Here is a 13660-nt window from a genome sequence, read left to right on the forward strand (position 1 = left end):
GTCACTTCCCCATTGGTAGCAAGACGGTGAGCACGGTCGGGCCACCCTCAGGGCTGCTGATGGCCGCGGTGCCGTCCAACGCCGCCACCCTGCCGCGAATGCCGTCCAATCCCGTCCCCTGCTTCTCGTCGGCGCCGCCCTTCCCGTCGTCGTGGACCACGACGGTGAGGTGGTTGTCGGTCGTTCTCAGACTTACCTTCGCGCGCCTGGCCCCGCTGTGTTTGGCCACGTTCGTGAGGGCTTCGGCTACTGCGAAGTACGCCGCTGCTTCCACTGCCGCGGGGAGTCGTCCCAGGTGCTCGGCTTCGAGGAGGCACGGTACCGGGCACCTTGCCGCCAGAGCTTGGATCGCGCCGTCCAAGCCCAGGTCTTCCAGCACCGGTGGGTGGATGCTGCGGACCACGTTGCGGAGTTCTTCCAGGGCGTCGCCTGCAGCGTCTTGAGCTCGCAGGAGGGCTTGCAGGGCGTTGTCCGGGTTTTGTTTGAGGGTTCGTTCGGCGATGCCCAGCATCATCACCACGCCTACCAGCTTGTTCTGGGTGCCGTCGTGGAGGTTTCGCTCGATGCGGCGTAGTTCGGCACCGTGGGCTTGGAGGGCGGCGGCTCGGGTGGCGACTACCTCGGCCAGGCGCTTTTCGAGTGAGGCTTTGGGTGGGGACAGGAGTTTTTGGGCCCACCTTGCGTCTACGGCGGCCAGGCGGGGGAGTTGGGTGATGATCAGGGTCAGGACGATGGCGATCGGGATGCTCAGGAAGGCTGTTGGCCACGAGTCGACGTGGACGCCGAAGGAGTTCTCCATCCCACCTGGGACGGTCCACCAGAGCAGGAGCGCTATCGGTTGCTGCACCAGGGCGCCTGGGATGCCGATGGCGATTGCTCCGAAGAGGGTGCCGTAGAGGGCGTGGGTGATCAGCCAGATTCCGTCGCGGCGGCTGTCCGGGTCGGAGAGGACTCGTTGGGCTCGGTGCAGCCAGGGGCCGTCGAGGGGTTCGGGGGATGGGATTTGGACGGCGGTGAACCTGGCCAGGCGGTGGCGGTCCAGGTCGACTATGCGGCGGATCAGCGGGGCGGTGATGGGGAGCAGCGGCAGGATCACGATGGACAGCAGGAGGATTCCGATGGCGAGCCAGGATGCGATCGCGGTCAGGAGACCGGTCGCCAGGTAGGCCAGGGCCGCCCAGATCCGTTTCATGTGGAGAAAAGTAGCTGGTGGGGGTGGGGGTGCGCGGTGGAGCAGGCTCTACTCCTGTTTCGCGGCCTTGTGGGGTGGTTGGGTTGCGGGCGGCGAGGTTGCGTTGAGTGCTTCCCCTGGAGGCTCTGCCCCCAGACCCCCGGCAATCTGATCTGGGGATACCGCGCCACCGGCGGGTTGATGGCACGCCTGGTTGCGTTGACGGGACCCCACCGCCGGAAACGCTCGCGAATAGCTAAGACTGCTCGCCTTCGGCTTCGCTCAGCCCTCGCGCCAGCCGTTGGTGATGGGGAGGCGGCGGTCCCTGCCGAAGGCCTTGTTCGAGATTTTTGTGCCTGGCGGGTACTGGCGGCGCTTGTACTCGGCCTTGTCGACCATGCGCAGCACCTTGTCGACCAGTTCTGGGGCGAAGCCCGCGGCCAGCAGGTCGTCGTAGCCTCGGTCGCCGTCCACGTAGCGGGTCAGCAGGTCGTCGAGCAGTTCGTAGTCGGGGAGTGAGTCTGTGTCGACCTGGCCTGGGCGCAGTTCTGCCGACGGGGGCTTGGTGATCGAGTTTTCTGGGATTGGCGGCACCTCGCCGCGCTTTTCCGCCTCGTCGTTGCGCCAGCGGGCCAGGTTCCAGACCAGGGTCTTGAAGACGTCCTTGATCGGGGCGTAGCCGCCTACGGCGTCGCCGTAGATCGTTGAGTAGCCGACGGCCAGTTCGGACTTGTTGCCCGTTGCGAGGACCAGGTGGCCGTGTTGGTTGGACAGCGCCATGAGCAGCATGCCTCGGCACCTGGCCTGGATGTTCTCCTCGGCCAGGCCGGTCAGGTTGAGTTGGTCGACGTAGGTGGAGACCATGGTGCCGATTGGTTCGGTGGTGAAGTGCAGGCCGGTGCGCACGGCCATGTCGGAGGCGTCCGACTTGGAGTGTTCGGAGGAGTACGACGAAGGCATCGACACGCAGTAGACGGAGTCGGCGCCTAGGGCGTCTACGGCCAGTGCGGCCACTACGGCGGAGTCGATGCCGCCGGACAGGCCCAGGACTACGGAGCGGAAGCCGTTTTTGTGCACGTAGTCGCGTAGGCCGGTTACCAGGGCGTGCCAGACCTCTGCCTCGTCGGACAGTGGTTCGAAGACGCGGGGGGCGGGCAGGGGTTCGTAGGCCGGTACGGCGTCGGACAGGAACACGCGGCGCACGTAGAAGTCGCCGATTTGGCCCTGTTCGTAGTCGGAGCCTTCTGGCAGGTCGAAGTCGGCCAGCATGAGGTGTTCCACGAACTGCGGCGCGCGGCCGATCAGCTGGCCGTCGGCGGCTACCACCAGGGAGTCGCCGTCGAAGACCAGTTCGTCCTGGCCGCCTACCAGGTTGCAGTAGGCGAGGGGGGCGCCGGCTTCGGCGGCGCGGCGGGCGACCAGCGGTAGGCGTTGGTCGTCCTTGTTGCGTTCGTACGGGGAGGCGTTCGGAGAGACCACGAGGTCCACGCCGGCGTCGCCCAGCGCGGTGATCGGGCCGCCGTCCTGCCACAGGTCCTCGCAGATCACCATGCCGACTTCGACGCCGTTGATCCGCAGGATGTCCAAGGAGGAGCCGGGCTTGAAGTACCGCCGCTCGTCGAACACGCCGTAGTTGGGCAGGTGGTGCTTGCTCTGCCTGGCTACGACACGCCCGCCGTGCAGCACGGCCACGGCGTTTCGCGGGCCCACGGAGTCGTGTTCGAGGTAGCCGACGATCGCGGTGATGCCGCCGAGGCCCGCGGAGTCCAGTGATTCCGCCAGGGTTTCCATGGCTTCGGCGGAGGCGCGGGCGAAGGAGGTGCGGATCGCCAGGTCCTCGACCGGGTAGCCGGTCAGCACCATCTCGGGGAAGACGACGAGGTGCGCGCCGCCTTCGCGGGCCTTGCGCGTCCATTCCACGACCAACGAAGCGTTGCCCTCAAGGTCGCCAACAGTGGCGTTGACCTGGGCGAGCGCGATCCGAAGCTGCGGCATGCCCTCATCATCTCCCATACCATCGGGCTGTGGTCCGTCTCTTGAGCGTGTTGCTCGTCATTCCCCTCGTCGCGTCCTGCACGTCGATCGTCGAGGGGACGGCCAAGCCAGGCGTGTCCCTCGAGAAGGCGGGGCCGGCCGGAACAGTCCCGGCCGGGCTGGAGAAGTACTACGGCCAGCAGCTCGGCTGGCAGGACTGCGCGCCGTTCGCCACGACCGGGTCGAGCAGGTCGGCTTTCGGGAACAAGCGCGACGTCGAGTGCACCCGTTTGCAGGTTCCGCTCGACTACGCGAAGCCGGACGGCGACACGATCACCGTCGGCGTGCTGCGGTACAAGGCGACCGGGGAGAAGATCGGCTCGCTGCTGATCAACCCCGGCGGGCCCGGCGCGTCCGGCATGGCGGCGGCCGCGGGCATGGTCTCGGACTACCGCAAGACCGATCTCGCGAAGCGCTTCGACTTGGTCGGGTTCGACCCGCGGGGCGTCGGTGCGAGCGAACCGGCGGTCAAATGTCTGACCGGACCGGAGCGCGATGCGGAACGTTTGGACCTTGACATCGACACGAGTCCGGCTGGAATCGCCCAAACGGAGCAAGAGAACAAGGCATATGCCGAGAAGTGTGCGGCCGGTACAAAATTCGGGGCTTCAATGCTCGCCAACTTGGGCACGCGGGACGTAGTTAAGGACATGGATGTCCTTCGCTCTGCGCTCGGCGACGCGAAGCTGAGCTATGTCGGCTACTCGTACGGCACCCGCATAGGCACCGAGTACGCCGAGACCTTCCCCCAGAACGTGCGCGCACTCATCCTCGACGGCGCCGTCGACCCGACACAGGACCAGCTCGCGTCGCTGGTCGCCCAGGCCGCCGGCTTCCAGAAAGCGTTCAACGAGTTCGTGAAGTGGTGCAAGGAGAAGGGTGACTGCCCTCTCGGCGACGACGCCAACACGAGCTTTCGCCAGCTCACGACCCCGTTGATCCAGAAGCCGGTCACCGTCGGGGACCGCAAGCTCTCCTACAACGACGCGATCACCGCCGCGATCCAGGCGTTGTACTCGGAGCAGCTGTGGCCCCTGCTGCTGGACGGCCTCAAGGAGCTGAAGAACGGCCGCGGCCGGGTGTTGATCAGCCTCGCCGACGCCTACCTCGACCGTGATGACCAGGGCAACTACTCGACGATCACCGACTCGTTCAACGCCGTGCACTGCGTTGACGACCAACGGCTGACGGACAAGAACGCTCTCTTGGACACCGCGAAGAAGTACAAGGAGGCGGCGCCGTTCCTCGACGACGGCAACCCTCCCGGTGCGGCGCTCGACTCGTGCGCCTTCTGGCCGGCCCCGGTGAGCGCCCGCACGGGTCCGCCCAAGGCCGACGGCATCCCGCCGCTGCTGGTCATCTCCACGACCGGTGACCCCGCCACGCCGTACGAGGCCGGCGTGAACCTGGCCAAAGCGCTCAACTCGCGGCTGCTCACCTACGAAGGTGTCCAGCACACGGTCTTCCTGCAGGGCGTGGGGTGCGTGGACAACGCCGGCGTGAAGTACCTGATCGACCAGACATTGCCCGCCGACGGAACCCGGTGCGCCTAATGACGAAGAGGCGATCCCGAGTCACCGCGGCCTTGTTCGCCTTGATCGTTCTGCTCGGCACGTCCACGTCCTACGCGCGCATCGACGGCAGTCCCGTCGCCGCGCGCAAAGGGCTGGCGCGCTTCTACGAGCAGGTGTTGTCGTGGGGTGCGTGCCAGCCCTACGCGACCGATGCGAAGAGCAAGGGCCTGTACGAGCGCGAGGGCATCCAATGCGCGCGACTGCACGTTCCGCTCGACTACGGGAATCCGGACGCGGGGACGATCACCGTCGGGCTGTTGCGCCGGCCCGCCGCCGAAAAGGAGCGGAGGGTCGGTTCTCTGGTGGTGAACCCCGGCGGTCCGGGTGGTTCGGGCATGTCGCACGTCGCGAACATGCAGCCGAACAACCCGGTCGGCAAGCGGTTCGACGTGGTGGGCTTCGACCCGCGCGGCGTGGGGGCGAGCCAGCCCCGCGTGCAGTGCCTGACCGACGCGGAACGTGACGCGCAACGGCTGCGCCCCAAGGGCGAGAGCGCGACCGCGACCGAACAGGAGAACAAGTTCTTCGTCGACCGGTGCGCCGAACGCAGCGGCATCAACCTGCTGCGCAACGTCGGCACCCGGGACGTCGTGCGTGACGTCGACGTGCTGCGCGGTGCGCTGGGGGAGAAGAAGCTGAGTTACCTCGGCTACTCCTACGGCACGCGCATCGGCACGTTGTACGCCGAGATGTTCCCTCGCAACGTGCGCGCGATGGTGCTCGACGGTGCGGTGGAGGCCAACAGCGACAAGGTGGCGGCGTCGGCACGTCAGGCGCAGGGCTTCGAGGAGTCGTTCCAGCGGTTCGCGGGCTGGTGCGCGCAACGCGACTGTCCCATCGGGAGGGACGCGGCCACCGCCGAGTCCAAGTTCCGGCAGATGATCGAGCCGCTCAAGAAGACCCCGATGCAGGTCGGCGACCGCAAGCTGTCCCACTCGGACGCGAACACCGCCATCATCCAGGCGATGTACACGGACCGGCTGTGGGAGACCGCGCTCAAGGGCCTGCAGGAGCTGAAGCAGAACAAGGGCACCACCCTGCTCCAGCTCGCGGACCAGTACCTCGGCCGCGCCCAGGACGGCACCTACAGCCGCATCCAGGACGCGTTCGTGGCCATCCGCTGCGTCGACGAGCCGCCGATCAAGGACCGTGCCACGCTGGAGTCCAACCGTCGGAGGCTGCTGGAACTCCTGGGCAACGACACGATCCCCACCGACGAGACCGCGCTCGGCCCGTGCGCGTTCTGGCCGGCCCCGCACACGTCGGAACCACATCCGCCGAACGTGAACGGGCTGCCGCAGGTGCTGGTGATCTCGACGACCGGTGACCCGGCGACGCCCTACCAGTCCGGCGTGGAGCTCGCGCAGGCACTCGGGGCGCGTTTGCTGACGTACAACGGAAACCAGCACACGGCGTTCCTGGCCGGCATCGGCTGTGTGGACGGTGTGGGTACCAACTATCTGGCGGACCTGAGGCTGCCGGAAACAGATTCGGTCTGCTGACGACGACCGGGCAGGAGGATCGAGCCCAGCGCTCCGAGCGCGCAGATCACCGCCGTGATCAGGAAGATCTCGTGGTACTCGGTGAGCAGCGCCTCGGTGAGGTTGCGCTGGTACTCGGCCATCTGCTGCGCGTACACGGTTTTCTCGACACCCCAGGGCACGGGGGTGTTCAGACCGGCCGTGAGCTCGCGGAACCGGTGGAGTCCCCACGCGGACAACGCCGCCACACCCACGAGCATGCCCGTCATGCGCGCGACGACGACGAACGCCGACGCCACGCCGTGCCGCACTGACGGCACAACACGCAGCACCGCACCGGACAACGGCGCGATGACCAGGCCCAGCCCGAAACCGGCGATGGCCAGGTCACGCGTGAGCACGAGCCCGCTGACGTCAGCGGGCCACTGCGCGATGAACACGTACGACACCGATGCGATCGCCAGTCCACCGAAGGACACCCAGCGGTCGCCGAACCGTGATGCGAGGAATCCACCCAGGACGGCCCCGATCGGCAACGCGATCAGGAAACGGGTGAGCAGCGTCGCCGCGGACGCCGAGTCGCGGCGCAACACGGTCTGCGCGAACAACTCCACGTCGACCAGCGTCACCATCAACGCCGCACCGGCGGCCAGCGACACCCCGAGCACGGCCCAGAACGGCCGCCACCGCACACCTTCGGGATCGATGAGTCGCACAGCGGCACGGCGTTCCCACACGAAGAACGCCGCGAGAACCACGAACGCGCCGATGAGCAACGGCCAGCCCCAGGACGGCAGCAGGGACTCCTCGGGCTTCGGGTTGTAGAGCGCCACCACCAGCAACGACAACGCGACGGCGAGCAGGACCCCGCCCACGACGTCGATGCGGACAGGGCGCCGTGTGTTCGGAACGGACCGTTGCACGATCACCATCGCGATGACCGCCAACGGGACGTTCACCCAGAACACCCACCGCCAGCTCTGCGGCTCCCACGCCTCGAACAACGGCAACACGTTGAACAGCGACGCCACCGCTATGCCGTACAGAGTGCCGAGAACAGACCCCAGCTCCTGTGCGGCACCAACGGTCCCGAGAGCGGTCGACCGCTTGTTCTCCTCCCACAGGTCCGCGACCAGCGCCATCGTCACCGGCAGCAAAGCGCCGCCGGCGAGGCCCTGCACCACGCGTCCGGCGACCAGCAGCGGCACGTCGGTGGCCAGCGCCGTGATCACCGAGCCGACCAGGAACCCGAGCAGCGACACCTGCAGCACGAACCGCCGGCCGAGCCGGTCCGACAGCTGGCCGAGCAACGGCATGCCCGCCACGTACCCGAGCAGGTACCCGGTGACGATCGGCGTCGCCTCTTCCAGGTCGTTCACCGCGATGCCGAGGTCGCGCACCATGTCCGTGAGGACACCGACGACGACGTACGCGTCGAGCGCGCCCAGCAGCACTGCCGCGCCGGACGCGGCGAGAGCGACTCTTCTCATCACACCGGTGCCGTGACCGTGACGGGCTTGTCGAAGTCGGTCAGTCCGATGTCGACCTTCTGACCACCGGGCAGCTCGAACAACGCGCTCTTGAGCTTGTTGTCCTTGTCGATCGAGAACGTCGCCTTCACGTCCGCGGAGATGCCCGGCACCAGGCCGGACGCCACGTCCTTCGGCACCGTCGCCTCGACCACCGACACGTCACCGGACGACTTCGTCTTCGCGTCCTTGGAGCTGGCCAGGACCTTGGCGACGCCCTTGTCCGGGTTCAGGATGGCAGAGGGGTCGTACACCTGCCCCGCGAACGCCGCCGGCAGCTTGGTGAACCCGCCGGTCGGGCCCTTGAAATGCAGGTTTCCGCCGGTCAGCACGTACTCGATGGACAGCAGCTGCCCGGCGAACGTCACCTTGGCGGTGCCCTTGGAGTCACCGGCCGACGTGAGGTCGCCGTCGGCCTCCTTCACCGGCACGTCCGGCAGCTCACCGTCCACCTTGATGGTGAAGTGGACGCTCTTGACCGAGCGCATCGACTCGGCCGACTTCGAGAGCAACGTCGCACCATCGGGGAGATCTTCACCGGACGTGCAGCTCGTGAGCAGGGCGAGTGCGCAAACCAACAACCAACGGGCGGACATGCGTTGATCGTAGAGTCACCCGAGCCCTTAAGCTGCGCCCTATGGACCGCCAGCAGGAGTTCGTGCTCCGCACGCTCGAGGAACGCGACATCCGGTTCGTCCGGCTCTGGTTCACCGACGTCCTGGGCTTCTTGAAGTCCGTGGCGGTCGCGCCGGCCGAGCTCGAGGGCGCCTTCAGCGAGGGCATCGGGTTCGACGGCTCGGCGATCGAGGGCTTCGCCCGCGTCTACGAGTCGGACATGGTCGCGAAGCCGGACCCCTCCACGTTCCAGGTGCTGCCGTGGCAGACACCGGACGGCTCGAACTACTCCGCGCGCATGTACTGCGACATCACCATGCCGGACGGCTCCCCGTCGTGGGCCGACCCCCGGCACGTGCTGCGCAGGACCCTGTCGAAGGCGAGCGAGGCCGGGTTCACCTGCTACGTGCACCCGGAGATCGAGTTCTTCCTGCTCAAGGGCCTGCCCGCGGACGGCAGCGAGCCCGAGCCCGCGGACAACGGCGGCTTCTTCGACCAGACCTCGCACGAGACCGCCACGCACTTCCGCCGCCACGCCATCGAGGCGCTGGAGGCGATGGGCATCTCCGTCGAGTTCAGCCACCACGAGGGCGCGCCCGGCCAGCAGGAGATCGACCTGCGCTACGCCGACGCGCTGACCATGGCGGACAACGTCATGACGTTCCGCTACGTGGTGAAGGAGGTCGCGATCACGCAGGGCGTGCGCGCCTCGTTCATGCCCAAGCCGTTCTCCGACCAGCCCGGGTCGGGCATGCACACACACTTCTCGCTGTTCGAGGGCGACCGCAACGCGTTCTACGACGACGAGGACCCGTACCAGCTCAGCGACATCGGCAAGCAGTTCGTCGCGGGCATCCTCAAGCACGCGCGCGAGATCTCCGGCGTCACGAACCAGTGGGTCAACTCGTACAAGCGGCTGATCGTCGGCGGTGAAGCGCCCACGGCCGTGTGCTGGGGTCACGCGAACCGCTCGGCACTGGTCCGTGTGCCGATGTACTCGCCGGGCAAGTCGTCGTCGCGCCGCGTCGAGGTCCGTTCGCTGGACTCCGCGTGCAACCCGTACCTCGCCTACTCCGTGATCCTGGCCGCCGGCCTCAAGGGCATCGAGAAGGGCTACGAACTGCCGCCGCCCGCCGAGGACGACGTGTGGTCGCTGACCGACCGCGAACGCCGTGCCGCGGGCTACGCGAACCTGCCGCAGAACCTCGGTGAGGCGCTCACCGAGATGGAGAACTCGGAGCTGCTCCCCGAGGCGCTGGGCGAGCACGTCTACGACTTCTTCCTGCGCAACAAGAGGACGGAGTGGGACGCGTACCGTCGTAGCGTCACCCCGTACGAGTTGCGCTCTCTTCTTCCGGTGCTGTGAGGCCGCTACGTTGCTCTCCGTGACAGATGTGCCCGAGTTCCAGCCGACGATCTGCGCGTGCACGGTCGCCACGGCGGCGGAACTGCCCGCGGTCAAGGTCCTGTCCAGCTCGTTCCTCGCGGAACACCCGGAGGGCCGGTTCGTCGCGCTGATCGTGGACGCGCAGCCGGAGCACGCGGGACCAGGGCTGATCACGCCGCTGGAGATCGGCGTGTCCGAGGTCGAGCTGCGCGTGCTCGCGACCTCGCTCGACGCGGCCGAGCTGAAGGCCGCGATGCTGCCGAGGCTGCTCGAGGCGCTGCTGTCGCAGGGCATGCCCGTGCTGTACCTCGACCCGTGGGTCCAGGTGTTCGGGTCGCTCACGAAGCTCGTGCTGGAGGCGTTGCGCACCGCACCGGTCGTGTTGCTGCCACGGACGTTGCGACCGTTGCCGTCCGACGGTCTGCAGCCGGGGCCTGCCGAGCTGCACGAACTGGGCGCGTTCGACCCCGGTTTCATCGCGGTCGGCGAAGGCTCCGAACCCTATCTGACCTCGCTGGACATGCCGGCGATCGTGCCGCACTTCGTCGTGCGCGACGCGCGGGTCGGCGTGTCGGCGTGGAACGTGGCGGACCGGCCGTTGCACCGCACCGAGTCAGGGACGCTGGCCGTCGTCGGGCAGGACCTGCTGACCGTGCACTTCCGCGGGTTCGACCCGCGCCGGCCGTGGCTGCTGTCCGCCGACTTCGCGGAACGGCCCCGTGTGCTGCTCTCGGAGCACCCGGAGGTTGCCGAACTGTGCACCGCGTACCGCGCTGAACTGGTGCGATGTGGCTGGACCGCACAGCCCGTGCCGTACCGGTTCGACTCCCTGATCGACGGGACGCAGATCCCGTCCGAACTGCGTGCCGACTACCGGGCCGCATCCCCGACTCCGTTGCCGGCGTTCGGTGAGGACGGTGGTGGTGGGTTCCTCATCTGGGCGTGCGAGCCGACCTTGAACGGTGGCACGCGCTGGGCCGACGCCGTGTGGCGTGCTGACTCGTCGTTGCAGGAACAGTTCCCCGCGCCTTTCGGTGCGGACGCGGACGCCTGGCGCGAATGGTGTGCCGGGGTGGGCGTGGCTTCCGGGCGGTTGCCCGCGCCGGCCGTGCCGCAGCCCCGGGAAGAAGGACCCGCGCTGCTCGACCAGCTCGGCGTGTCCGTCGTCGGCTCGGGGCCGGTGGCGGAGCTGATGCTCGCCGCGGCCCGTGCGTCCGGGCTGCCCGTGTCGACCTCCGCCGGCTATCCCGTTGTGGTGCGGACTTCCGCTGCGGACGAGGTGCCGGCTGGACGGTTCATCGTCGAGGTCGCGTTGGACGCCAACGCTGCGGACAATCGCACCGGCGTGAACGAGCTTTGGTTGTCGTCGGACGTGTCGCGTACTGCCGCGGAACGCATCGGCGGGCCCATCGTGCGTGTGGTGCCCGTGCCGGTGCACGACGTTGGCGCGCGCGAGCACGAGTCTGGCGACGTTGTGGTGTTCGCGGCGATCGCGGACCACTCTCTCGACCGGCCCGGCAACGTGCTGGGTGCGGTGTCGGCGTTCTTGAGCGCGTTCCCGGACCGTTCGGACGTCGAACTGCGGATCGCGGTGTCCGGAGCGTTCGACCACCCCGAGGCCGCCGAGCGACTGCGCCTCGCCACCTCCTCCGACCAGCGGATTTCCCTGGTCGAGGACGAGGACGTGTGTCTGACCGCCGATGCCGTGGTGTCGTTGCACCGCGGCGGGGCGGACGACCGGATCGCGCTGCGCCTGGCCAACCTGGCCGTGCGAGGGGTTCCGGTGGTGGCGTCCGACCACGGTGCCGTTGCGGAGCTGTTCGGCAAGACGGCTGTTCTCGTGCCGTGTCACCAGGGCGCCGAGCCAGACGTGCAGGCGGCCGCGAAGCTGCTGCGCTCGCTGGCCGACGACCTGCCTACCGCGGCCGCGCTGGGTGCCGCCGGACGTGACCACGTGCTGTCGGTGCGGTCGGTCGCGCGGGTGAGCGAGATTCTTCGTGAACGCGTCGAGCACTCGTACCGGGGATGGCGGGCCCGCCGGCCGAAGCCGAAGCCCGAGGTCGACCCGATGCTCGCGCTGCAGTCGGCCAAGCACGCGTTGCTGCGCCAGCCCAACGTGGACGGTCCTCATCGGACGCCGATGGCACCCGCGCTGCGCAAGGTCGTGTTGCGCGCGTTGGACCACTACGACAACCACATGCGCCAGGTGCTGCACACCCTGATCGACGGGGTCGAGCGCACGGTGTCCGAGCTGGTCAACCGGCAGGACGCGCTGAAGGCCGGGGTCGGTGCGGGTGAGCTTGAGCTGCTGCGCGCCGAGGTCGAGCAGGTCGCGGAACGCCAGTCGCACTTCGGCGACCAGCTGATCGGCGTCGACGACGGGGTCGTGCGCGTGCGCGCGGACATGGCCGGTCAGGGACGCCGGCTGCGGGACATCGAGGACGCGGTCATCGGTGAGGCGGCCAAGCGCACGAAGGCGGACGACGTCCTGGCCGAGCGGATCGACAAGCTGACCGTGGCGCTCGATCGGACGTTGGACCGCATCGACTCGTTGGAGTCCAAGGTCGTCGAGGTGTTCCGCGAGCGCGACACGCGGTTGGACTCCGCGATCCGTGCCGCGAACCAGGCACAACAGACCGCGGACGCGTTGCGGCGCGTGGTGGTGCGTCAGCACGAGACCGCCGGTGACGCGCCTGCGGTGCGTTCGTCGTTGGTGTTGTGCGACGCGGGCATGATGCGGCTGCCCGCCGACGACGCGTTCATGCTTCCGCTGTTGTCGTCCAACGGCGTGTGGGAACCGGAGCTCGCGGCGCTGCTCGACTCGCTGGTCGAGCCGGACGGGATCTTCCTCGATGTCGGCGCGTACGTCGGGTACCACTCGATCAGGGTGTTGTCGCGGCTCGGGCTGATGGGCGCGGTTGTCGCCGTTGAGCCTGATGCCGGTGCCGCGGCGCTGTTGAGGCACAACGTCTCGTCGAACCTGCCTGCTGCTGTTGCCTCTCGTCTGACCGTGATCGAGGGTGCGGCGTGGGAGAGCGCCGGCGAACTGGCCGTCGCGCCGACGTTGACCGGCGGTGTGTCCGTCTCGCCGCTGGCCCCCGATGCCGGCGAGGACGTGGCTCGGGTGCGGTCGGTGCGCCTGGACAAGGAACTCGAAGAGATCGCCCTGGTGCAGGGCATGAAGCTTTCCGTCGTGCGGGTGGACACGCCTGGACGTGGGCATCGCGCGCTCGCGGGACTCGTCCGGCTGTTGCGTCGTGACCGGCCGCAGGTGCTCCTCGAGTTCTCGGCGACCGCCACTGCCGACTTCGGTGACGATCCGGTGACGGTCCTGAAGGAGTTCGGCGTCTGGGGCTACGACCTGGTGCCGTTGGTGACCGGTCAGGCGGCTTCGCCGGACCAGATCGTGCGGGCGATGGAGGGTCTTCGCTCCATCACCCTGTGGCTGCGACCGCGTCCGGTTGGGGCCAAGCCGGCTGGTCCATCGCCGTCCGTGCCGATCAAGCAGCCCGCTGACCAGGCGATTTGACTTTGGATCTCCTCGTGAGTAACTTTCTCCAAGTCGCAAGCGAGACCCCGGAACGAGCGGTTGACACCGCGGATCGGGCCGGGTAAAGTCTCACGGCGTCAAACCCCCAGAAGTAAATGAACGGCCTACCGTGCTGTCCGGGATCTGAAAATGACCCCGATTTGACACCGGAAAAGCTACTCGGATAACTTCTGAACCAAGCAAAAACTGAATGCGAAGCGAGTTTGCGCCGAGCCGGAACCGCGAAAACAGCGGATTTGACAAAGCGAAAACGAACTGGCTAAGCTTTCAACACAAGCCCCGAGAGAAAGCCTCCGGAAACGGAGACTGGAACCGGTGA

8 protein-coding genes are annotated in these 13660 nt (G+C 67.7%); 4 read left to right on the forward strand and 4 right to left on the reverse strand.

The features are described 5' to 3' along the window. Position 1 precedes the first annotated feature (1 nt). Together SK803_RS43100 and SK803_RS43105 are read right to left on the reverse strand one after the other, a co-directional pair. A complete protein-coding gene (locus tag SK803_RS43100; protein ID WP_319972016.1) occupies positions 2-1192 on the reverse strand; it encodes a sensor histidine kinase in 1191 nt (396 codons plus the stop codon). Between the two features lie 261 nt (positions 1193-1453). After that, complete coding sequence (locus tag SK803_RS43105; protein ID WP_319972017.1) at positions 1454-3166, reverse strand: NAD+ synthase; 1713 nt, start codon at positions 3164-3166, stop codon at positions 1454-1456. A gap of 29 nt (positions 3167-3195) precedes the next feature. Between SK803_RS43105 and SK803_RS43110 the strand changes: the two genes are divergently transcribed. After that, the gene (locus SK803_RS43110; RefSeq protein ID WP_319972018.1) at positions 3196-4758 is read left to right on the forward strand and encodes an alpha/beta hydrolase; all 1563 of its coding nucleotides are present in this window, start codon (positions 3196-3198) and stop codon (positions 4756-4758) included. Beyond that, positions 4758-6281 carry an alpha/beta hydrolase gene (locus SK803_RS43115; RefSeq protein ID WP_319972019.1) on the forward strand — a complete coding sequence of 508 codons (1524 nt, stop codon included), beginning with the start codon at positions 4758-4760 and terminating at the stop codon, positions 6279-6281. The genes SK803_RS43110 and SK803_RS43115 overlap by 1 nt, the downstream gene beginning before the upstream one ends. Here SK803_RS43115 and SK803_RS43120 read toward each other — a convergent pair. Next, positions 6236-7750 carry an MFS transporter gene (locus SK803_RS43120; RefSeq protein ID WP_319972020.1) on the reverse strand — a complete coding sequence of 505 codons (1515 nt, stop codon included), beginning with the start codon at positions 7748-7750 and terminating at the stop codon, positions 6236-6238. The two genes, SK803_RS43115 and SK803_RS43120, sit on opposite strands and share 46 nt — an antisense overlap. Continuing rightward, positions 7750-8385 carry an LppX_LprAFG lipoprotein gene (locus SK803_RS43125; RefSeq protein ID WP_319972021.1) on the reverse strand — a complete coding sequence of 212 codons (636 nt, stop codon included), beginning with the start codon at positions 8383-8385 and terminating at the stop codon, positions 7750-7752. Before SK803_RS43125 ends, SK803_RS43120 begins: the two co-directional genes overlap by 1 nt. 41 nt (positions 8386-8426) lie before the next feature. Between SK803_RS43125 and glnA the strand changes: the two genes are divergently transcribed. Continuing rightward, positions 8427-9770, forward strand: coding sequence for a type I glutamate--ammonia ligase (glnA, locus tag SK803_RS43130; RefSeq protein ID WP_319972022.1), 1344 nt, complete (start codon positions 8427-8429; stop codon positions 9768-9770). Positions 9771-9789: 19 nt separating this feature from the next. Further along, entirely contained in the window at positions 9790-13320 is a 3531-nt protein-coding gene (locus SK803_RS43135) for an FkbM family methyltransferase (RefSeq protein ID WP_319972023.1), read from the forward strand. Positions 13321-13660: the final 340 nt, after the last annotated feature.

This window comes from Lentzea miocenica, assembly GCF_033949945.1.
In the GTDB taxonomy this organism is placed as follows: Bacteria; Actinomycetota; Actinomycetes; order Mycobacteriales; family Pseudonocardiaceae; genus Lentzea; species Lentzea miocenica.

Bases quoted from the DNA above. Each gene is read 5' to 3' on its own strand.
- SK803_RS43100 (WP_319972016.1), bottom strand. From the start codon at position 1,192: ATGAAACGGATCTGGGCGGCCCTGGCCTACCTGGCGACCGGTCTCCTG.
- SK803_RS43105 (WP_319972017.1), bottom strand. From the start codon at position 3,166: ATGCCGCAGCTTCGGATCGCGCTCGCCCAGGTCAACGCCACTGTTGGC.
- SK803_RS43115 (WP_319972019.1), top strand. From the start codon at position 4,758: ATGACGAAGAGGCGATCCCGAGTCACCGCGGCCTTGTTCGCCTTGATC.
- SK803_RS43120 (WP_319972020.1), bottom strand. From the start codon at position 7,750: ATGAGAAGAGTCGCTCTCGCCGCGTCCGGCGCGGCAGTGCTGCTGGGC.
- SK803_RS43125 (WP_319972021.1), bottom strand. From the start codon at position 8,385: ATGTCCGCCCGTTGGTTGTTGGTTTGCGCACTCGCCCTGCTCACGAGC.
- glnA (WP_319972022.1), top strand. From the start codon at position 8,427: ATGGACCGCCAGCAGGAGTTCGTGCTCCGCACGCTCGAGGAACGCGAC.